Source organism: Mesorhizobium sp. DCY119, from assembly GCF_003590645.1.
Taxonomy (GTDB): Bacteria; Pseudomonadota; Alphaproteobacteria; order Rhizobiales; family Rhizobiaceae; genus Mesorhizobium_M.
This window is the reverse complement of record NZ_CP031834.1, coordinates 1,601,383-1,622,271: the sequence shown is the minus strand read 5'-3', so window position 1 is coordinate 1,622,271 and position 20,889 is coordinate 1,601,383. Positions and strand designations below refer to the sequence as shown.

Sequence of the window (20,889 nt, the reverse complement as noted above, 5' to 3'; positions counted from 1 at the left end):
CCTCAGCCGCGCACCACCCGTGCCGGATTACCCACCACCGTAACACCCGCCGGCACATCCTTCGTCACCACCGCGCCTGCGCCGACAATGGCTTCATCGCCGATCGTCACGCCGCCAAGGATGATCGCCCCGCCGCCGATCCACACGCCCTCGCCGATCGTCACCGGCCGAGCGATCTCAAGCCCGGCCCGCCGTTTCCCGGCATCCTTGTGATGTTCCGGGCAATAGATCTGCACCGCCGGGCCTAGCAGCGTGCCGGCGCCGATGCGCACCGGCGCGGTATCGAGAATGACCGAGCCGGCATTGATGAACGCGCCATCGCCGAGCGAGATGTTGAAGCCATAAGGGCAATAGAACGGCGCTTCGACGCGGGCGTTTTCGCCCACCGCCGCAAACAGCTGCCGCAGCGCGGGGCCGATATTGCCGCGCTGCCTCGGCGGCAGCGAATTGTGCTCGAACACCGCCTCCTGCGCTGCAGTTCTCAGCGCATCGAGTTCGGCATCGATGCACACATACCACTCGCCCGCCGCCATCTTCTCGCGTTCGCTGGCACCCATCGCATTCCTCATCAAGACCGTTTCCGGCCGGGGATCATGCGTCGGATTCGGCTTCGCGTGCGAGCAGTTTTTCTTCCAGACGCGTGAGAACGCCGACCACCGCGTCGAGCTCGTCATCGCCGACATCGGCCAGAAGCTCGGCACGCAGCCGCGCAAGGATTTTCTCGATCCTGTCTACGCGCGCCCTGCCCGTCTCCGTCAGCGTCAGTATCTTCGCGCGGCGGTCGGCGCGGTCTTCGGCCCGCGTCACCAGCCCCTCGGCCAACAGCAGGTCGACCACGCGCACCAGCGACGGTCCCTCCAGCCCGAGCTGGTCGGCAATGACCCCCTGGCGGAGATTATCGCCGAGCCGCGACAGCGTCAGCAAAGGCATGGCGGTAGCGTGAGAAAGTCCGCAATCGTCCAGCGCCTGATCGGCCGCGCGCCGCCACAGCCTGGCCACGGCCAGTATATGCATTCCGAATTTGGCTCGGTTCGAACCTTGCTTGGACATCCCGTAAAAGATAACATACTATCTATTAGGATGCGATCAGATTCTCCCTCGCAGGCGACGCTCCGTTGCCTACCCGGAAGGTTGGCGAGGCCGGTTTCGAACCGTCGATACGATGGTCCGGGCCGATCCCAAATCAACCGCACGGTCCCGCATCCGGTTCAACTTTGCGAGTAAGGCAACATGGCAGAACAAACTTCATCCAGACCCGGCGGCTCCTGGCTGCTGGTGCTATTCGGCGTGATCCTGGTGATCATAGGCCTGCCGCTGGTTTATGGCGGCGCACAGCTCATCTTCCTTGGCGGCTCGTGGTATTACGCGCTTGCCGGCCTCGGCATCATCCTTTCCGGCGTTCTCTATGCGCTGCGCCACAAGACCGGCTTCTGGCTCTATGCCTTGATCTTCCTCGCCACCATCGTCTGGGCGCTTTGGGAGACGGGCCTTGCCTTCTGGCCGCTCGTCCCGCGCCTCGTCGCACCGACCGTGCTGGCGATCCTGGCGCTGCTGCTTCTGCCGGTGTTTCCCTACTCGACCGGAAAGCGCGGTCCCTTCGCGGTCGCCGGCCTGCTCGTTCTGGCGCTGATCGCCACCGGCATCTACGCCTTCCAGCCGCATGAAGTGACGCGCAACGCCTTCGCCAAGGTTGAGAAGCCTCTGGTTCCCGCAGCCGCAGCGAGCGCCGGCGACTGGCGCTATTACGGCCGCACCCCGGCCGGCACGCGCTACGCGCCCCTCGACCAGATCAACACGGACAATGTCAGCGGCCTCGAAGTCGCCTGGACGTTCCGTTCCGGCGACACGCCGGCGGGCTCGGCACAGGACCAGAACACGCCGCTCTTCGTCGGCGACACGCTCTACACCTGCTCGCCCAACAACATCGTCAACGCGCTGAACCCTGATACGGGCGAAGTGAAGTGGAAGTTCGACCCGCAGGCCAAGGCTCCGCTGTGGCAGCGCTGCCGTGGCGTCAGCTACTACGAGCCGGTTGCTACCCCGGCAGAGGCCGCACCCGCCCCGGCGGATGGCGCTGCTGCACAGCCCACGGCTCCGGCGGCTCCCGCAACGGCTGCATGCACCGCCCGCATCGTCATGACCACCATCGATGCGCGCCTGATCGAGCTCGACGCCAAGACCGGCGAGCCTTGCGCCGATTTCGGCACCGGCGGCACGGTCGACCTCAAGCAGGGCATGGGCGAGATCAAGCCTGGCTTCTACTTCCAGACCTCTGCCCCCACCGTCATGCGCGACCTGATCCTCATCGGCGGGTGGGTATGGGACAATGTCGAAACCGGCGAGCCTTCCGGCGCCGTCCGCGCCTTCAGCGCCAAGACCGGCGAACTGGTCTGGGCCTGGGATCTCGGCAACCCCGCCATCACCAAGCTGCCGCCGGAAGGCGAGAGCTACACCCGCGGCACGCCCAACGTCTGGTCGACGCCGGCCTATGACGACGCTCTTGGCCTCGTCTACCTGCCGACCGGCAACGCCACGCCCGACTTCTGGGGCGGCCACCGTTCGAAGGAAGCGGAGGAATATTCCTCCTCCGTCGTTGCCCTCGACATCGCCACCGGCCGCGAACGCTGGAAATTCCAGACCGTCCATCACGACATCTGGGACTATGACGTGCCTTCGCAGCCCGCCCTCTACGACGTGCCGGACGGCAAGGGCGGCACCGCGCCTGCGCTGATCCAGGTCACCAAGCGCGGGCAGATTTTCATGCTCGACCGCCGCGACGGCAAGCCGATCGCCGAGGTCGAGGAAAAGCCCGTCCCGCAGGGTGCTGCTGAAGGCGACTGGACGTCGGCCACCCAGCCTTATTCCACCGGCATGCCTTCGATCGGCACCGAGCCGTTCACGGAAGCACGCATGTGGGGCGCCACGCCCTTCGACCAGCTCTACTGCCGCATCGCCTTCAAGAAGATGCGCTACGACGGCGAGTTTACGCCGCCGAGGACCGACTACAGCCTGATCTATCCGGGCTATTACGGCGGCATGAACTGGGGCAGCGCCTCGGTCGACGAAGCCAACGGCCTGCTGATCGTCAACGACATCCGCATGCCGCAGTTCATCACGCTTCTGCCGCGCGAACAGGCCGATAATTACGGCCCGTCGGCAGCCCATGACGGCCTCGGGACGCAGCTCGGAACGCCCTACGGCGCATTGAAGAACGGCTTCATGTCGCCGCTCGGTGTGCCTTGCCACCAGCCGCCCTACGGCACCATCAGCGCCATCGACCTGAAGTCGCGCCAGCTCGTCTGGCAGGTTCCGGCCGGCACGCTGCAGGACACCGGCCCGCTCGGCATGAAGACCGGCCTGCAGATCCCCATCGGCATGCCTTCGCTGGGTGGCCCGATGACGACTTCAGGCGGCCTCGTCTTCTACGCCGGCACGCAGGATTATTATCTGCGCGCCATCGACGTGACGACCGGCGAGGAACTGTGGAAAGGCCGCCTGCCGGTCGGTGCGCAGGCCACGCCGATGACCTACACCTCGCCCGAGACCGGGCGTCAGTTCGTCATCATCTCGGCCGGCGGCGCACGCCAGTCGCCGGATCATGGCGACTACATCGTCGCCTACGCCCTGCCGAAAAAGAACTGAGACGACGGGTCAAAACCCGGTTGAAAATGAAAACACCGCACGGGCAACCGTGCGGTGTTTTGCGTTTGAGCGGCCTGCAACTCGCCCAAACGAGCTATTTTCCGGCAAAAAAGATGCGCCGGCTGTAGATTTTTCGCTCAAAAATCCTAATCTAGGCACAGCAGCGCCACAATCAGAGGTGATTGTGCTGACCGCGTGGCCGCGGGGGCTTACCGGACTATCCGATGCGCGATTTGGCTCGCCAGGCAGAAATCATATCGCATGACGAGCAAGCGAAGCGTTTGGCCGTCCGGTTTTTCGCGTTTGTAATGCGTGGAGTAGCCCCTTGAAAGCCTCTCGACTCGCAGAGATCCATGGCCCGCAGGATGCGGGCACCCTTGAAGACGAACTTTGGCGGAGCCTGCCGGCTTCATCCCCTGCCCCCGCTGGCAGACAGGAGACCGGATCGTCATCGCCCTTGTGGCAGCGCCCGTTCCCGGCCCCCGCCAATGATCGCACACGGCCCTCCCCCGAAGCGCAGCGCAATCCACCTGCCCAACCGGAACCGGCCAATCAGGACAGCGCTGCCCGCAGCACTTCCCACTACACCTCGACCGAGCCTGCGGCAGAGATGCCGGCATATGATCCCGTCGAGGATGCGTCGCACCGGCACTACGACTGGGATTGCAAGATCGCGGACGATCCCGTCGACGACACACCGAGCAGATTTGAGAAGCTGGACCGCGTCTATCAGGCTCTGGCGGCCCGCCTTGGCTGGCTAGGCAGCGTCTCGCCGCGCGCATTGGCGCTACCCGCAGCCGGCGTGGTTGTGGTCGGCGGCCTGATCGCCGGCATGACCTTGCTTTACGACCCGCTTTCGCATCCTACCGCAGAGCCGGCAGCGGCAGAGACCACCGTCGCCGCCGAAGCTCCAGCCCAGCCCGCTCCCCCGGCAGTCGTGCCGCAAAATGGAACCGCGCAGCAGGCCGCCATGGCAACACCTCCGGCGCCGGCAGCAGCCGTGCCGCAGCCGCAGGCCACGGTAAACGCGCTGGAGACCGACAGCGAGCGTTGGGCGCGCACGGACGCCGAACAGGCAAGCCCTTCAGCGGACCAGAACCAGCCGGCGACTGCGGCTAAGGATGCCGGGCCCTCGCAACCCGAGGCCACCGCCTTCGCCGACGAGGAAAAGACCGCGGCAATCCCGGCGGACAAGCCTGCGGCCGTGCAAGCCGCAGCCGCCACCGAGACCCCGCCTGCCGCCACTGCCAAGCCTCAACCGGCCGCCTCGATCGGCAAGGGCCGCATCACCACCGCCGTCAATCTGCGCGCTGGTCCCGCCGACGAATCCAAGGTCCTGCGGACGATACCGGCCATGGCCACCGTCGACATCATCACCTGCAAGGGCTGGTGCAAGATCGCCTACGAAGGCCAGCAAGGCTGGATCTACAAGAAGTTTCTCAACCGCAGCTAATCTTGCGATGAGATGAATTGAAGGCGCCGGATTCCGGCGCCTTCTTCACAAACGATCAGAACACGGTCGCGACCGGCAGTCCCAGCGCCATGGCTCCGGCATACTGCGCCTGCGGCCCGCGCTGAAGCGGATGGAAGCGCGCGCCCTGGATATCGCGGAACCGCTGCTCCAGCCCGTTCACCCGATAGAAGCCGGCACCGCCAGCCAGTTCGAGCGCCAGTTCGACGGTCTTGATCGCATTCTCGGCGACCAGCGAACGCCCGATCATCACCTCGTTGACGCTTTCAGCCGACGGAGCGTTGCGTTCCACGATGTTCACCATCCAGCGATGGGCAAGCTGCGCTGAACGCAAGGCCGTGTCCATCTTGCCGGCAAGGTCCGTCGCATAGGCGTTTGGTTCCTTTTTCTTGGCCAGATTGATCGCGATCTCGCGCGCACTCTCCGCCACGCCCAGATAGGCCGAGTAGATCAGCGGCATCGCGATCGTGGCGATGATCTGGAACACCGGGTGCCATTCCGCCGCCTTGCGCGAGAAGGAAACGCCTGCATCGGCAACGAACAAATCGTCTATCACGACATCGTTCGAGCCGGTTCCGCGCATGCCCATCGCCCGCCAGGTCTCCACCACCTTCACCTCCGGCGCCTTCATCGGCACGCCAAAATGAAGCACCGACTTCGAGCCGTCTTCGCCCTCCAGGATCGCACCGGTCATCAGGATATCGCCGGCCGCTGCACCCGAGGTGAACACCTTGCGCGCCGATATCCTGTAGCCGCCGTCGACCTTGACCGCCTTGCCGGAGCCGGCGAGCCAGTCCGACCCGCCGCTCGAAAGCAGGATCAGCCGCTCGGTCGCAACGCGCTTGAGCAGGCCTTCGACCACCGCCACCTTCTGGTGCCGCCAGCGCCATGCCGGGATTGCCACCTGATGCGTGTGCATCGAAAAGGCCAGTGCCGTCGAGCCGCAGGAATGCGCGATCTCGCGGATCATGTCGCAAAGTGCTGCGATTTCAGCGCCGCGCCCGCCAAGCTCGGCCGGGACGGCTGCTTCGACGAGCCCGGCTTCCTTCAGCAGGCGGTAGTTTTCGGCGACGAAACGGTCCTGCTCGTCAGCACCGGCCGCGCTTGCAGCAAATTTGGGAGACAGGCGCCGCACGATATCGACAATGTCCTCAACCATAGCGGGTTTCTTGTCGTTTTCTGCCAGTGCAAGATTAGAATAAGTACTCACGTTTACATCCTCCAACTTCAACACGCATGGAGGATCGCTCCGTTTGGCTCTGTGATCCAGTTCACGAACTGTACTACCCATTTCTGTTATCTGTTTTCAGCGGTATTTCTGCGCTATTATATAAGAATAATCTCAAACACCGGTTTTCACATGGACCCTCACGGAGGATACGGCCAGTTCTGCCCGGTATCGATGGCGGCGGAAATTTTGTGCTCGCGCTGGACCGTGCTGGTGATCCGCGAGCTTCTGGCCGGCACCACCCGTTTCAACGACCTTCGCCGCGGCGTGCCGCGCATGTCGCCCGCACTTTTGTCCAAGCGCCTCAAGGAACTGGAGCGCGCCCATATCATCGAGACGGTTCGCGGCGCAGGCGGCGCGGTCGAATATCATCTTTCGCAGGCCGGCCGCGATCTCGAGCCGATCGTCTTCGGCATCGGCTTCTGGGGCCAGCGCTGGGTGGAATCGCAGCTGTCGCTGAGAAATCTCGATCCGTCGCTGCTGATGTGGGACATGCGGCGCCACCTCAACCCCGAGCCCTTGCCGAAAAAGCGCTGCACGATTCAGTTTCTGTACCCGGAGCTTACCCAAACCAAACAGAACTGGTGGCTGGTCGTCGAAAGCAACGTCGTGGACCTGTGCGGATTCGATCCCGGCTTCGAAATCGACCTCCTGGTGACGAGTTCTCTCCGCAGCATGACCTCAATCTGGATGGGCCTGTCGCGCGTGCGCCGGGAAATCGATGAAGGCCGCATGAGCCTCGACGGGGATCCCGCGGTCGCGAAAGCGATGCAGCAATGGCTTGGCCTGAGCCCCTTCGCCAGCGGTTCCCGCGCCGTGGCTTAGAGCCCCACCTGACCTGTCCCACTCCCATTGCGAGACAATCGGCTAGAACCGAATTCATCCCTACCTGAAAATGCATTGCTGCGTTGCAGCATAAGCACTTGTTCGCCGGCCCCAATCGGACAACATCACGTTTCAATCGTTTTATGTTCCGAGCTTGCCATGCCATTGCCCATCCTTGCCCTCGCCATTGCATCCTTCTGCATCGGCACCACCGAATTCGTCATCATGGGCCTGCTGCCGGAAGTCGCCGCCGATCTCGGCGTGTCGATCCCCGCTGCCGGCCTGCTGGTCACCGGCTATGCGCTCGGCGTCGTCTTCGGCGCGCCGATCATCGCCATCGGCACGGCGCGCCTGCCGCGCAAGGCCGTATTGGTCGGGCTTGCCTCGCTCTTCGTCGTCGGCAATCTGTTCTGTGCGCTCGCCCCGAACTACTGGACGCTTATGGTTGCGCGCGTCGTCACCGCCTTCGGCCATGGTGCCTTCTTCGGCATCGGCTCGGTCGTTGCCGCAAGCCTGGTGCCGAAAAAGCAACGCGCCAGCGCCATCGCGCTGATGTTCGCCGGCCTGACGCTCGCCAACATCCTCGGCGTACCTGCCGGCACCGCACTCGGCGAGGCCTTCGGCTGGCGCTCGACCTTCTACGCCGTGGTGGCGATCGGCATCATTTCGGTCGCGGCTATCGGCTGGCTGGTGCCGGCCGGCGTTGCGCCGCCCAGCTCGGGTGGGCTTGCCAGCGAGGTCAAGGTTCTCGGCAAGCTGCAGGTGTGGCTGGCCATGATCATCTCCGCGCTCGCCTCGGCCAGCCTGTTTTCCGTGTTCACCTACATCAAGCCGATCCTCACCGACGTCTCCGGCATTTCCGTCGGCGCCGTCACCTGGGTGCTGCTGCTGTTCGGCGCGGGCATGACTGTCGGCAACATCATCGGCGGCAAGCTTGCCGACTGGAAGCTGATGCCGACCGTGCTTGGCACGCTGGTGCTGCTTGTCGCACTCTTCCTCTTCCTGGCCGAAATCAGCAGCCTGCCCATGCTCACCATCGCCACCGTCTTCATCTGGGGCGTGCTCACCTTCGTCATCGTGCCGCCGATGCAGATGCGCGTCGTGGAAAAAGCATCCGAAGCGCCGAACCTCGCCGCTACCCTCAACCAGGGCGCCTTTAACATCGGCAATGCCGCCGGCGCCTGGATCGGCGGCGTGGCGATCTCGCTGGGCATCGCCTATCAGCACCTGCCCTTCGTCGGAGCGGCAACGACATTGCTTGCGCTCGCGGTTGCGCTCTTCTCCTTCTGGATCGACCGCCGTCCGGCCGAACTCGACTACGTCGAGCCGGTCGGCAGCACGAGCTGATCGAAACATCCCCGCGAATCCAGTTGCGCGATTTCTCATTCGCCGCTAAGGAAAAATCATGAACACGTTTTCGAACACGACGTCTTGGTGGTGGGCCTGCTGACAGCGGCCTCGTAAGCGCGTGCGCGTGAAATCTGGTGGCCGCAACGGGAAGTCCGGGCGGCCATTTGTTTTTTCAAGGGTTTTTCCGGGTCTGCCTGGCGGCGAAAATGGAGACGGGAAATGACGATCGAAACTCTTGAGGACGGTGCCGAGCGCTTTGTGACCGGCGGCGGCGTAACCATCACGCGAAGCCGCCACGACACGGCCTATGCCGGCGCCATCGAGACCTATATCGACGGGCTGAATTCGCGGCGCGGCGCGGTCTTTTCGTCCAACTACGAATATCCCGGCCGCTACACCCGCTGGGACACCGCCATCATCGACCCGCCCGTGGTGATCAGCGCCCGCAACCGCGCCATGCGCATCGAAGCGCTGAATGCGCGCGGCGAGGTCCTGCTTCCCATCATCGCGCACGCTTTGCTGGCCGAAAAGGACGTCAGCCTCACCCAGACCACCAAGCAGCGGCTGGCCCTGACCATTGCCGAACCCGGCCGTGTCTTCACCGAGGAAGAGCGCAGCCGCGTGCCATCCGTCTTCACCGTGCTGCGCGCCATCACCGCCCTTTTCAAGACCGACCAGGATTCCAATCTCGGCCTCTACGGCGCCTTCGGCTACGATCTCGCCTTCCAGTTCGATCCGGTCGAGCACACGCTGCAGCGCGCCGAAAGCCAGCGCGACCTGGTGCTGTACCTGCCGGACGAAATCCTCGTCGTCGACCATCATCAGGCATTGGCCTGGCACGACCGCTACGACTATTCCGGCGACGGTTTTTCCACTGAAGGCCTGCCCCGCGATAACGAGGCGCTGGCCTTCAAACCGTCCGACCGCATACCGCCGCGGGGCGATCACGAGCCGGGCGAATATGCAAAAATCGTCGACAAGGCCAAGGAAAGCTTCCAGCGCGGCGACCTGTTCGAGGTCGTGCCCGGCCAGATGTTCTACGAGCGCTGCGAAACCGCGCCTTCGGAGATTTCGCGTCGGCTGAAGAAGATCAACCCGTCGCCCTATTCCTTCTTCATCAATCTGGGCGAAGGCGAATATCTCATCGGCGCTTCGCCCGAGATGTTCGTGCGGGTGAACGGCCGCCGCGTCGAGACCTGCCCGATTTCCGGCACCATCAAGCGCGGCGACGACGCCATTTCCGACTCTGAGCAGATCCTGAAGCTGCTCAATTCCAAGAAGGACGAATCCGAGCTCACCATGTGCTCGGATGTCGACCGCAACGACAAGAGCCGCGTCTGCGAGCCCGGCTCGGTGCGCGTCATCGGCCGTCGCCAGATCGAGATGTATTCGCGCCTGATCCACACCGTCGACCACATCGAGGGCCGCCTGCGCGAAGGCATGGACGCCTTCGACGCCTTTCTGTCCCACGCGTGGGCCGTCACCGTCACCGGCGCGCCGAAGCTGTGGGCGATGCGCTTCATCGAGAAGCACGAAAAGAGCCCGCGCGCCTGGTATGGCGGGGCGATCGGCATGGTCCACTTCAATGGCGATCTCAACACCGGCCTGACCTTGCGCACCATTCGCATAAAGGACGGGATCGCGGAGGTTCGCGCCGGTGCTACACTGCTGTTCGATTCCGTTCCGGAAGATGAAGAAGCCGAAACCGAACTGAAAGCATCCGCCATGCTATCCGCCATTCGCGACGCCAAGGCCGGCAATGCAGCCGCCACCGAACACCAGTCCGCCCGCGTCGGCGACGGCGTGAAGATCCTGCTCGTCGATCATGAAGACTCCTTCGTCCACACGCTGGCCAACTATTTCCGCCAGACCGGCGCCGATGTCTCCACCGTGCGCTCGCCGGTGCCGGAAGAGCTGTTCGACGAGCTGAAGCCCGATCTCGTCGTGCTTTCGCCCGGCCCCGGCACGCCGAAGGATTTCGACTGCGCCGCGACCATCAAGAAGGCGCGTGCCCGCGACCTGCCGATCTTCGGCGTGTGTCTGGGCTTGCAGGCGCTGGCCGAGGCCTATGGCGGCGAGCTTCGCCAGCTTCATATCCCGATGCACGGCAAGCCGTCGCGCATCCGCGTGTCGAAGCCCGGCGTCATCTTCTCCGGCCTGCCCAAGGAAGTCACCGTCGGCCGCTACCACTCGATCTTTGCCGATCCGGTGCGCCTGCCGGACGATTTCATCGTCACCGCCGAGACCGAGGATGGCGTCATCATGGCCTTCGAGCACAAGCGCGAGCCGGTCGCTGCCGTGCAGTTCCATCCCGAGTCGATCATGACGCTCGGCCAGAACGCCGGCATGCGCATGATCGAGAACGTGGTTGCCCATCTGCCGCGCAAGGCGAAGGAAAAGGCAGCGTGAGATTGAGGCTCGGCGCTCCCCTCCCCCTTGAGGGGAGGGTGGCCCGCAGGGCCGGGTGGGGTCGCTGCCGCAGTGCTCGACGTTCCTTTGCGCCGAGCGCTGCCGCAACGACCCCCTCTGGCGCTTCGCGCCATCTCCCCCTCAAGGGGGGAGAGTGCGCCGTGGATACAGCATGACCTCCAAGCAAAAGATCGAACGTCTCGCCTTCTGGTCGATCATCATCGCGCTCGGCGTGATGGGGCTGAAATACCTGGCCTATCGCATGACGGGTTCGGTGGCGCTGTACTCCGACGCGCTGGAATCCGTGGTCAATGTCATTGCCGCGGCCGCCGCCCTCTGGGCCATTCGCGTCAGCCACAAACCCGCCGACCAGGACCACCCGTTCGGGCATCACAAGGCCGAGTATTTCTCCGCCGTTCTCGAGGGCGTGCTCATCGTGCTTGCGGCGCTACTCATCCTGCGCGAGGTCTGGTCCGCTTGGCAGGTGCCCGCCCCCATGGAGCAGCCATGGGAGGGTCTTGCCGTCAACGGGCTCGCCGCAGCCATCAATGCCGGCTGGGCGTTTCTGCTGATCCGCACCGGACGACGCGAGAAATCGCCCGCACTGCTTGCCGATGGCCAGCACATCATGACCGACGTCGTCACCTCGGTCGGCGTCATTGCCGGCCTGGTCGGTGCTGTCCTCACCGGCTGGACCATCCTCGATCCCGCGCTCGCCGTCATCGTCGCGCTCAACATCCTGTGGCAGGGCTGGCATGTCATCGGCTCGTCGCTCAATGGCCTGATGGACCGGGCCGTCGACACCGAAGAGCATATGCATATCCGCGATATCATCTCCGCAAACTCGAAAGGTGCGCTCGAAGTCCACGACCTGAAGACCCGCATCGCCGGCCGCGCCGTCTTCATCGAATTCCACCTCGTCGTCGACAAGGAAATGAGCGTCGGCGAAAGCCATGTCATCTGCGACCGCATCGAGGAAGCGCTGAAGGCCCAGATCCCGTCGGTCCGCATCACCATCCATGTCGAGCCGGACGACGAAGCCAAGCTGCCGCTCGGCACCGCCGCGGTGCCATTCGCGTGAGCGAAGGAATCGCGTAATAAGGCCCGGCCTGTTCAGGATGGGCGTCAGAAAGAGGCTCTCGCGGCCTCGTTGAAAGAGAGCCTATGGAAGCGCCAGTCCGACCGCCAAAACCCGAGCCGCTGGCTCGCATGGCGCCGGGCATGCAATGGGGCCTCATCCTCCTCGTTTCCTTGATCTTCGCCGCCCTGCTGGAGTTCGCCGGCCTGCCCGCGGCACTCCTGCTCGGCCCGATGTTCGCGGGCATTCTCGCCGGCACCAACGGCGCGACCGTGCGGCTGCCGCAACCGCTGTTCTTTGCCGCGCAGGCCATCATTGGCTGCCTCATCGCGGCATCGGTCGAGCTCGAGATCCTCACCTTCTTCCTCAGGGATTGGCCGCTGTTCATGGGCACCGTCATCGCGACGCTGGTGGCTTCGAGCTTTCTCGGCTGGCTGATCAGCCGCTGGAAGGTGCTGCCGGGCACCACCGCCGTCTGGGGCACGGCACCCGGCGCCTCCACCGCCATGGTGCTGATGGCCGGCGCCTTCGGGGCCGATGCGCGCCTCGTCGCCTTCATGCAATATCTGCGCGTCATCTTCGTTTCGGTCGCCGCCGCCGTCATCGCGCGGCTGTGGGTCGATACGTCAGGCGTGGTCTTGCCGGAGGTCGACTGGTTCCCGGCGATCGACTGGCAGTCCTTCCTGTCGACGCTCGGCATCGCCGTCGTCGGCGGGCTGGTCGGGCGCCTGCTGCGGCTGCCCTCGCCCTATTTTCTCGGCTCGATGTTTCTGGGCGTTGCCCTGCACCTCACCGGCTACGTCAGCTTCCAGCTGCCGGAATGGCTGCTCGCGATCAGCTATGCGGTGGTCGGCTGGACCATCGGCCTCAACTTCAACCGAACCATCCTGCGCCACGCCGCCCGGGCGCTGCCGCAGATCATATTCTCCGTGCTGGCGCTGATGGCGTTCTGCGGCGCGCTGGCCTGGATGCTCAGCCACTATCTCGGCATCGACCCGCTGACCGCCTATCTGGCGACCAGCCCCGGCGGCATGGATTCGGTGGCGATCATCGCCGCTGCCTCCAACAATGTGGACATTTCCTTCGTCATGGCGCTGCAGACGGCACGCTTCATGTTCGTGCTGCTGTTCGGCCCGGCCATCGCAAGGACGGTGGCGCGACTGGTGAAGGCATAGCGCCGTGCCGTTTTATTCTGGCGCATGATCCTGTCCGAAAAGTCTGCAACTTTTCGGGGTCATGCGCTTACTTCGTCCGCAGCCGGATGCGCGGGAACACAGGCCGTGCCTCTTCGACCGGCTGCTCGGCCTTGGCGAGGATCGTCGTGATCTCCAGCGGCAGGCTGGTCAGTGCCTTCTTCGAGGCCACGCCGTCGGAAAGCGTCAGCACGCTGTCGTAGAACTCGGCCCCGCTCGCCGATTTCGGCGGCGTCACTTCATGCATGACGCTGATGACGGTCACGCCGGGGCAGTTGTCCTCGATGGCCTGGTGGAAGGCGATCTTGGCGGCAGGGTCGAGCGCACCCGTCGCCTCGTCGAGGAACAGCAGGCCGGGCTGCTGCAGAAGGATGCGCGAAAGCACCAGCTTCTGCTTCTGCCCGCCCGAAAGCACCTGGTCCCACAGCTTGCCCTCGCGGGTTTCCTCGCCAAGATATTCGATGAATTCGCCAAGCCCTGCCTTGTGCAGTGCGGAAGCCACGCGCGCATCGGAATGCTCGTCGGGGCTGCCGGGCAGGCACACCAACTGCTTGAGCGAGACCTGCGGCAGCTTCACTTCCTGCGCGGCATAGAAGCTCTTCACCCCCTCGGGGAACACGACATCGCCGCGGCCATAGGGCCACAGCCCGTTGATCGCCTTCATCAGGCAGGTCTTGCCGCTGCCGGAAGCGCCGCGCATATAGGTCCACTCGCCGCGGCGGAAGCGCAGGTTCGGTGCCGTCAGGAAGGGCAGCGCATCGTCGCCCTGGTGCATCAGCGCCAGGTTCTGCACGGTCAGGCCGAACACCGAGTGCTGGCTGCCATACTGGAAGTCGGACTGGCCGGTGAGCGCGTAGAATTCGCTCGGCTTCTGCACATTCTCGATCGCCACCGCCAGATCGGTCACGCGCCGCGCATTGGCCTTGAGCGAGGCGATGTCAGGCATGACATGAATGAACCACGAACACTGCTGGATCAGCGAATTGACCAGCTCCGCGCCGGTGACATAGCCCTTCAGGCTGATGTTGCTGTTGATATAGGGGATGAGACCCGGGCCGTAGGCGACGAAGCGCGCGGCGATGAAATTATACACCAGCTCGAACGACATATAGGCCGCGTTGATCCTGTTCAGCCGGCCCCAGGTCCAGTCGATATCCTTGTAGAGCCGGTTGTTGACCTGCTTCTGTACGCGCTCGCTGCCGGAAGCGGCGACATGGAAGCTGCGGCGCAGGAAGGTCGTCAATTCGCCGCGATAGCTGCCTTCGGCCTGCTGTATCCTGACGGTGAGGCGCTCCAGCATGCGGCCGAGCTTGACGGCGATATAGGTGTTGAGCGGCACATAGGTGACGACCGCGACGAAGGCGAGCACGGCGCTGCCATAGTCGCCAAGGAACTCCAGCCCCTTCACCTGCGTCGAGGTTTCGAGCAGCTTCTGGCCGACGAAGAACAGCGACATGACCACGCCCATGACGCCCATGGCGAGCCCGATGGCGCCGCCGGTCATGCCCTTGATCGATTCCTGGACGCGCTGGTCGATATTGTCGGGCGCGACCGGCGCGTGAGCGGCCTGCTTGCCTGCGCCATGCTGCAGATGGAAATGCGTGTGGTTGCCGTCGAGCAGGGCTTCGTTGAACCGGCCGTCGAGCCAGCCGCGCCACTTGCGATGCAACGTCGTGGAAAACAGGTGCCTGATGCCGGTGAAGCCCGCATCCTTGACCAGAACGAGAGCAAGCAGGATGCCGGCGCTGGTAAACAGCGTGGCGAGCGGCGTCTCATTGTCGGTGGCGTGGAAATAGGCGATCGAATTGACGAGCTCGCCCGAAGCTTCGGCCATCCAGACGCTTGTCTTGCTGGAAACGGCCGTGAGAAGAGTGATCGCCAGCGTCAGCCCCCAGGCTTCCATCCAGCGATCCGAGAACCAATAGGCCTTCATGAGGCCCCAGAAGCCGCGCATCGAGGAGACAGGGGTGAGCGGCGGCGGCCTTGCAGGACGGCGGCGCCATCTGTCGGTCAATATCAGTCGTGGCCAGTGTACCCGAATCACTTGCTCCAACCCCGGTTATTATTTTTGTTACACAGGGTAACACGACTTGATCGTTTGCAAACGCTTTTGTCGATCACACCTTCGAGGGGCGGAGGATCATCCATGCGGCACTGTGCTTTTGCCGTCACATCCATAAGTGCGATGATCGCGCCGGATGGTGAAGTTTCCGTTGCGATTTGGGTGGGGAGGCTGGTCTAGCTATCGAGATATTTCACCGGCGAAAAAGCCTGCCATCGATGATGATAAGGCTGGCCAAAATCAGGCCCATTCCGGCGAACTCAAACGGTTCCAACCGTTCTCCCAGGAAAACCGCACCGAGCATGATCGCGCTGACCGGCACTACCAGCGTTACCAGGGATGCGTTCGTTGCTCCCGCCGAGGCGATGAGATTGAAATACAGTATGAAAGCGAAGGCCGTGGTGAGGACAGCGAGCGCAAGTACTGCCATCCATATCGAAACGCCCGACGTGACGATTTCCGCAGGACTGTAGAAAAGAAAGACGATCGGCGCCATGAGGACCGTTGCGGCGGTAAGCTGTCCAGTTGCTACGAGCGTCGGCTTCATGTCCTTGAAGCGCTTCGCGTATACAACGGCAAAAGCATAGGAAACAGCCGCCCCGATGACGGCGAATTTTGCCCATGTAGGCCCGCCGAGATTGGACAGGAGGCCCGGGCCGATCATGACGGCAGCCCCGGCGATTCCGAGCCCCACGCCGGCAAGCTTGGCGACCGAAAGCTTTTCGTCGGCCGTCAGCAGATTTGCAACGAGGATCGTCCAGAGGGGTGTTGTCGCGTAGAAAACCGACGCAAGGCCAGCGCCGATCTCTGTTTGTCCGGTGAAAATCAGGGAAAAGGGAATGACGTTGTTGAGCAGCGCCAGACACAAGAAAGAGCCGGGCTTAGCGACGACAGGTGCGAAGGAAATGCCGCGCAGCCTCAACCAGAGATGCAGGACTATCGCGGCAATCGACACGCGATACAGGACGAGGGCTAACGGCGGAATATCCGCTACGGCAATGCGGGCGAAGAAGAAGGAGCCTCCCCAAAGAAGGCCGAGGAGTAGGAGCTGGCCCCAATCGCTTGCCGACATCGACCGTGAGGGTGTTGCCATGATCGACGCTTTTTCCGCACCACTGACGCTATTGCATTTGATTGCTGACCGTTCGATATAATGAACGCTCTGCAATCGTTCGTCAAGTCGAACGATATACCATTATAATGAACGGCATCATGAACCCGACAGACCTCATAGCAAGCGCCATCCGCCGCGAGAGAGAACAGTCGGGCATCAGCCTTTCCGCTCTCGCGGCCAAGGCCAATCTGGCGAAATCAACCTTGTCCCAGCTTGAGGCAGGTAAGGGAAATCCGAGCATTGAAACCTTGTGGGCGATTGCGTCTGCACTCGAAATTCCGTTCAGCTTTCTGTTCGAAGGCGCATCTTCGCACAGCCAATTGATCCGGGCAGACGAGGGAGTGAAACTCAATTCCGACAGTTCGGATTTTTCGACCGTGCTTTTAAGTAAATGCCCTCCGGCCTGCCGGCGCGATCTCTATCGCCTTACCCTTCGGCGCGGATCGGTACGCAACGCCGAACCGCATCCCAGAGGGACCATCGAGCACATAATTACCATCAGCGGATCGGTTCGTCTGGGACCGGCGGGGGCTACTGCCGACATTGGCCCCGGTGACTATTATCGCTACCCGGGCGATGGGCCACATTCCTATGAAGCCCTATCCGAAAATGCCGTCATCTTGCTCGCCTTGGAGAGCGCCCGTTAATATCAGACGCCTCAGAAAGCTCCCGTTTAGTGGATAAATTTCGAATTTCTCAAAAATAAAATATCGTAAAAACAATCTCTTAACTCTCCGCACTTCTCTTTTTTATCCCCCTCCTTTCCACCTCCCTTACCCTTGTCCTCAGTTCCTCCCGCGGGAATGCCGGTCGCGACGGTGATCTGTGGGGAGGAACCGGCGCTTCCGGTTCGTCGCAAACGTAGCGGCGGGCCCGGGGAGGTTCCGTCCAAGGGTTCCCCTGCGGGTATTACGGCCCGCGCGTGCTGGACGAGCACATAGGCCCTGCCCTTCATTCGCAAATGAATGAAGGCAGGGAGCAGCGGAACGGACGGGAACATAAATCGCCGGCGGGGCGCAGAAGTCGCGCCACTTACTTACACTAGGAAGGCACGGCCATGCGCCCCGCTTCCCGGTTCTTTGACAATGGCCAGATGCGAAAGCAGGCGTGGCGATGATGAAGTGCGCCGGCGCTTACCTCCCCCTTGAGGGGAGGTCGCGCACTGAGCGAAGCGAAGGAAGCGGGTGGGGTCGGTCAAGGCAGCGCTCGGCGCAAAGGAACGTCGAGCACTGCCGCAGCGACCCCACCCGACGGCTTCGCCGCCACCCTCCTCTCAAGGGGGAGGGAAACGCCGCGCTCAGCCCTTCGCCGCCGCTTCCAGTCCCGCAATATCGAATTTTATCATCTTGAGCATGGCTTCGGTCACGCGCTTGGCCTTGGCGGGGTCGGGATCGTTCATCAGTTCGCCGAGACGCTTCGGCGTGATCTGCCAGGAGAGGCCCCAGCGGTCGCGCAGCCAGCCGCAATGTTCGATCGAGCCGCCCTCCTTCAGCGCGTCCCACAGCCGGTCGATCTCGGCCTGGGTCTCGCATTCGACGATGATCGAGAAGGCATGGTTGAACGGGTCGAGCGGCCCCGCTTCGATGGCCATGTAGCGCTGGTCGCCGAGGGTGAAGCCGGCAAGCTGCACGCTGCCGGCCGGCCCGCTGGGATTGTCGGCCGGAATGGCCGACACCCACTCGACCGACGAGCCGGGGATCAGCGACGTGTAGAAGTTGACCGCGGCCTGCATGTCCTTTTCGAACCAGAGATGCTGGGTGACCTTCATCATGTGTTCCTCCTTCGTGATCTACCCCGCAGGGCTGTGATCAAAGGACGAAGCTGGAAGGACCTTCCCGACAGGAGACCGCAAAAAAAATCATGCGGACGCGCCAAAAGCGCCTGCCCGACAGACAGCAGTTCAGGTTCCAAACAGGGAAAACCCCGGCTGTGCCGGGGTTCTCTCGATGCTACGCGTTAAAACCGAACCCAGATCCAGACACGCTCGCGATAGCAGCGCGTAATCCGCCGGCCATGGCGCCAGTGTCTGCGGCACACCCGTCTCCACACACGCCGCCGGTGCCGGCGGTTGTGTCTGCGATCGTGCCTGCGGTGCGAGCGGCGGTGATCGACAAGCTCCACTTCGGCTTGATCATCCTGACCGTCGAAGACGGCAGTCTCCGGCTGGTTGAGTTCATCGAGAATTCCACTGCCATCCGGAATCCCGGCAAGCGCACTGGCTGGCCTGGCAACACTTACCAGGGCAGCGCCTCCCACGAGGCCAAGCATTCCGGTCAGAAATAGTCGTCGATCCATAAAAACCTCCCGATCTTGCGACCACAGGCAACGTCAACCCGAACATTAGATTACGGCGATGCCGAATGCGCAACTCAAACGGGTGAATTTGGTTCCGTTCGCATCCGCTTCCCGGCTCTTTGACGTTGACCCGATGAAAAAGCCGGTGCGGCGAACATGAAGCTGCAACGCCGCCCCCTTGCACCAAACCCGCCCCTGCTATATGAACCCGCGCATGACTTCGCGTCCGAACCATTCCGCACCCCGTCCGTCCGCTTTCGCGGGCGAGACCGTTCGCGCGCTTTCGGCAACGCTGCTTCTTCTCGGCCTTATCGGCGATCGCCGGGCTCGTTAAGGGAGCGTCCGGCGGTCGAATTGCCGCCGAGGCATAGCTCCTTTTGCTCTTCACAACAGAACCGAAATTCTGATTTAAGACCGCTTGGATGTTGCGCGCAGCGTCGCGCATGGCGGCAAGAGAACGAGACCGAAAATGACCAAGATCACCCCCGTATCCGCTGCCGAGCGAACGGCCGGCATGCCCATCGCTTCCGCCAAATACGAAGCCTACCAGAAGGTCGACCTGCCCGACCGCACCTGGCCCTCCAAATCCATCGACAAGGCGCCGATCTGGTGCTCGGTCGATCTGCGCGACGGCAACCAGGCGCTCATCGACCCGATGGGTCATGACCGCAAGGTGCGCATGTTCAAGCTGCTCATCGATATGGGCTTCAAGGAAATCGAGATCGGCTTTCCGTCGGCCTCGCAGACCGATTTCGACTTTGCCCGCTGGTGCATCGAGGAAGGCGGCGTGCCGGATGAGGTCGACCTGCAGGTGCTGGTGCAGTGCCGGCCCGAACTGATCACCCGCACTTTCGAGGCACTCCAGGGCGCACGCTCGCCGATCGTGCATTTCTACAATTCCACCAGCGAGTTGCAGCGCCGCGTCGTCTTCGCCAAGGATGTCGCCGGCATCAAGCAGATCGCTACCGACGCCGCCAAGATGATCACCGACATGGCCGCCAAGGCCGGCGGCGGCTTCCGCTTCCAGTATTCGCCCGAAAGCTTCACCGGCACCGAACTGGAAGTGGCGCTGGAAATCTGCAACGCGGTCACCGAGATCGTGAAGCCGACGCCCGAGAACAAGCTGATCATCAACCTGCCCTCGACCGTCGAGATGTCGACGCCCAACATCTATGCCGACCGCATCGAGTGGATGATCCGTCATCTCGACAATCGCGAGAACCTGATCATCTCGCTGCACCCGCATAACGACCGCGGCACCGGCATCGCCACCACCGAGCTCGGCCTGCTGGCCGGTGCCGACCGCGTCGAAGGCACGCTCTTCGGCAATGGCGAGCGCACCGGCAATGTCGACATTGTCACGCTGGCGCTCAACATGTTCACGCAGGGCGTCGATCCGGAACTGGACTGCTCCGACATCAACCGCATGAAGGACGTCTACGAATATTCCAACCAGTTGAAGATCCCGGAGCGCCACCCCTATGTCGGCGAACTGGTCTACACGGCATTTTCCGGCTCGCATCAGGACGCGATCAACAAGGGCATGAAGGCGATCAAGACCGCCAACAAGCCGTTGTGGGAAGTGCCCTATCTGCCGATCGACCCGCAGGATGTCGGCCGCAGCTACGAGGCGATCATCCGCATCAACTCGCAGTCGGGCAAGGGCGGCATCGCCTATGTGCTCCAGGCCGACTACGGCCTGCATCTGCCGCGCCCGCTCCAGGTCGAGTTCAGCCAGGACATCCAGGCAATCACGGACGCGGAGGGCAAGGAAGTGTCGTCTAACCGCATCCATGAGCGTTTTCTCGAGCGCTATGTCGACCAGCCCGGCGCGCGGCTGAAATTCGTCGACCACCAGACCTTCCCGGATACCGAGGTGAAGGGCCGGCGCATCGTCGAGGCGACGATCGTCGACCAGGGCAAGGAAGTGACGATTTCCGGCACCGGCAACGGCCCGGTCGATGGTTTCGTCGATGCGCTTTCGCGCCATATCGGCGTATCCATGTCGGTGCTCGACTATTCCGAGCACTCGATCCAGCGCGGCTCCAACGCCTCGGCCATTTGCTACATGGAGATGGAACACCCCGGCGGGCGGATTTTCGGCGTCGGCATCAACACCAACATCGTCGCCGCCTCGCTCGAAGCCGTGGTGTCGGCAGCCAACCGCGTGGTGTGATCCTCGATCGAGGTTAACCATGTCGCGCCTTGCCCGGGGATATATC

16 protein-coding genes are annotated in these 20,889 nt (G+C 63.0%); 10 read left to right on the top strand and 6 right to left on the bottom strand.

Going from position 1 to position 20,889, the window contains the following annotated elements; genetic code table 11:
* Positions 1-2 precede the first annotated feature (2 nt).
* Both DZG07_RS07825 and DZG07_RS07820 read right to left on the bottom strand, forming a co-directional pair.
* Positions 3-557: a sugar O-acetyltransferase gene (locus tag DZG07_RS07825; RefSeq protein ID WP_119815699.1), complete on the bottom strand. Its 555-nt coding sequence runs from the start codon at positions 555-557 to the stop codon at positions 3-5.
* Between the two features lie 34 nt (positions 558-591).
* Positions 592-1,014, bottom strand: a complete 423-nt coding sequence (locus tag DZG07_RS07820) for a MarR family transcriptional regulator (protein WP_244538085.1) — start codon at positions 1,012-1,014, stop codon at positions 592-594.
* 216 nt (positions 1,015-1,230) lie between these two features.
* On the opposite strand from DZG07_RS07820, the gene DZG07_RS07815 reads away from it, so the two are divergent.
* Positions 1,231-3,642, top strand: a complete 2,412-nt coding sequence (locus DZG07_RS07815) for a membrane-bound PQQ-dependent dehydrogenase, glucose/quinate/shikimate family (RefSeq protein ID WP_119815696.1) — start codon at positions 1,231-1,233, stop codon at positions 3,640-3,642.
* Between the two features lie 457 nt (positions 3,643-4,099).
* Positions 4,100-5,095, top strand: coding sequence for an SH3 domain-containing protein (locus DZG07_RS07810; protein WP_162931575.1), 996 nt, complete (start codon positions 4,100-4,102; stop codon positions 5,093-5,095).
* 55 nt (positions 5,096-5,150) lie between these two features.
* Here the strand turns inward: DZG07_RS07810 and DZG07_RS07805 are convergent, their stop codons facing one another.
* A complete protein-coding gene (locus DZG07_RS07805; protein WP_119815690.1) occupies positions 5,151-6,272 on the bottom strand; it encodes an acyl-CoA dehydrogenase family protein in 1,122 nt (373 codons plus the stop codon).
* Positions 6,273-6,473: 201 nt separating this feature from the next.
* Here DZG07_RS07805 and DZG07_RS07800 point away from each other — a divergent pair, with 201 nt between their 5' ends.
* The 5 genes from DZG07_RS07800 (at position 6,474) to DZG07_RS07780 (ending at position 13,178) form a co-directional block, all read left to right on the top strand.
* A complete protein-coding gene (locus tag DZG07_RS07800; protein ID WP_119815687.1) occupies positions 6,474-7,166 on the top strand; it encodes a helix-turn-helix domain-containing protein in 693 nt (230 codons plus the stop codon).
* A 159-nt stretch (positions 7,167-7,325) separates the two neighbouring features.
* Complete coding sequence (locus DZG07_RS07795) at positions 7,326-8,513, top strand: MFS transporter (protein WP_091918327.1); 1,188 nt, start codon at positions 7,326-7,328, stop codon at positions 8,511-8,513.
* 222 nt (positions 8,514-8,735) lie between these two features.
* Positions 8,736-10,925: an anthranilate synthase gene (locus DZG07_RS07790; RefSeq protein ID WP_119815684.1), complete on the top strand. Its 2,190-nt coding sequence runs from the start codon at positions 8,736-8,738 to the stop codon at positions 10,923-10,925.
* Between the two features lie 172 nt (positions 10,926-11,097).
* The gene (locus tag DZG07_RS07785) at positions 11,098-12,006 is read left to right on the top strand and encodes a cation diffusion facilitator family transporter (RefSeq protein WP_091918325.1); all 909 of its coding nucleotides are present in this window, start codon (positions 11,098-11,100) and stop codon (positions 12,004-12,006) included.
* An 83-nt stretch (positions 12,007-12,089) separates the two neighbouring features.
* Positions 12,090-13,178, top strand: a complete 1,089-nt coding sequence (locus DZG07_RS07780) for an AbrB family transcriptional regulator (RefSeq protein WP_119815681.1) — start codon at positions 12,090-12,092, stop codon at positions 13,176-13,178.
* 67 nt (positions 13,179-13,245) lie between these two features.
* Here DZG07_RS07780 and DZG07_RS07775 read toward each other — a convergent pair whose 3' ends face one another.
* Both DZG07_RS07775 and DZG07_RS07770 read right to left on the bottom strand, forming a co-directional pair.
* Positions 13,246-15,150, bottom strand: a complete 1,905-nt coding sequence (locus tag DZG07_RS07775; protein WP_091918323.1) for an ABC transporter ATP-binding protein/permease — start codon at positions 15,148-15,150, stop codon at positions 13,246-13,248.
* 301 nt (positions 15,151-15,451) lie between these two features.
* Positions 15,452-16,330 carry a DMT family transporter gene (locus DZG07_RS07770; RefSeq protein WP_119815678.1) on the bottom strand — a complete coding sequence of 293 codons (879 nt, stop codon included), beginning with the start codon at positions 16,328-16,330 and terminating at the stop codon, positions 15,452-15,454.
* Between the two features lie 128 nt (positions 16,331-16,458).
* Here DZG07_RS07770 and DZG07_RS07765 point away from each other — a divergent pair, with 128 nt between their 5' ends.
* Positions 16,459-17,019: an XRE family transcriptional regulator gene (locus DZG07_RS07765; protein ID WP_197716841.1), complete on the top strand. Its 561-nt coding sequence runs from the start codon at positions 16,459-16,461 to the stop codon at positions 17,017-17,019.
* A 650-nt stretch (positions 17,020-17,669) separates the two neighbouring features.
* Here the strand turns inward: DZG07_RS07765 and DZG07_RS07755 are convergent.
* Complete coding sequence (locus tag DZG07_RS07755) at positions 17,670-18,143, bottom strand: VOC family protein (RefSeq protein WP_197716840.1); 474 nt, start codon at positions 18,141-18,143, stop codon at positions 17,670-17,672.
* Between the two features lie 251 nt (positions 18,144-18,394).
* Between DZG07_RS07755 and DZG07_RS23770 the strand changes: the two genes are divergently transcribed.
* Positions 18,395-18,655 (top strand): hypothetical protein, encoded by a 261-nt coding sequence (locus DZG07_RS23770; protein WP_162931574.1) that lies wholly within the window; start codon positions 18,395-18,397, stop codon positions 18,653-18,655.
* A 526-nt stretch (positions 18,656-19,181) separates the two neighbouring features.
* Positions 19,182-20,843, top strand: coding sequence for a 2-isopropylmalate synthase (leuA, locus tag DZG07_RS07745; RefSeq protein ID WP_162931728.1), 1,662 nt, complete (start codon positions 19,182-19,184; stop codon positions 20,841-20,843).
* The last annotated feature ends 46 nt before the right edge of the window (positions 20,844-20,889 follow it).

Bases quoted from the DNA above. Each gene is read 5' to 3' on its own strand.
- DZG07_RS07825 (WP_119815699.1), bottom strand. From the start codon at position 557: ATGGGTGCCAGCGAACGCGAGAAGATGGCGGCGGGCGAGTGGTATGTG.
- DZG07_RS07820 (WP_244538085.1), bottom strand. From the start codon at position 1,014: ATGCATATACTGGCCGTGGCCAGGCTGTGGCGGCGCGCGGCCGATCAG.
- DZG07_RS07815 (WP_119815696.1), top strand. From the start codon at position 1,231: ATGGCAGAACAAACTTCATCCAGACCCGGCGGCTCCTGGCTGCTGGTG.
- DZG07_RS07805 (WP_119815690.1), bottom strand. From the start codon at position 6,272: ATGGTTGAGGACATTGTCGATATCGTGCGGCGCCTGTCTCCCAAATTT.
- DZG07_RS07800 (WP_119815687.1), top strand. From the start codon at position 6,474: ATGGACCCTCACGGAGGATACGGCCAGTTCTGCCCGGTATCGATGGCG.
- DZG07_RS07795 (WP_091918327.1), top strand. From the start codon at position 7,326: ATGCCATTGCCCATCCTTGCCCTCGCCATTGCATCCTTCTGCATCGGC.
- DZG07_RS07790 (WP_119815684.1), top strand. From the start codon at position 8,736: ATGACGATCGAAACTCTTGAGGACGGTGCCGAGCGCTTTGTGACCGGC.
- DZG07_RS07785 (WP_091918325.1), top strand. From the start codon at position 11,098: ATGACCTCCAAGCAAAAGATCGAACGTCTCGCCTTCTGGTCGATCATC.
- DZG07_RS07780 (WP_119815681.1), top strand. From the start codon at position 12,090: ATGGAAGCGCCAGTCCGACCGCCAAAACCCGAGCCGCTGGCTCGCATG.
- DZG07_RS07775 (WP_091918323.1), bottom strand. From the start codon at position 15,150: ATGCGCGGCTTCTGGGGCCTCATGAAGGCCTATTGGTTCTCGGATCGC.
- DZG07_RS07770 (WP_119815678.1), bottom strand. From the start codon at position 16,330: ATGTCGGCAAGCGATTGGGGCCAGCTCCTACTCCTCGGCCTTCTTTGG.
- DZG07_RS07765 (WP_197716841.1), top strand. From the start codon at position 16,459: ATGAACGGCATCATGAACCCGACAGACCTCATAGCAAGCGCCATCCGC.
- DZG07_RS07755 (WP_197716840.1), bottom strand. From the start codon at position 18,143: ATGATGAAGGTCACCCAGCATCTCTGGTTCGAAAAGGACATGCAGGCC.
- leuA (WP_162931728.1), top strand. From the start codon at position 19,182: ATGCCCATCGCTTCCGCCAAATACGAAGCCTACCAGAAGGTCGACCTG.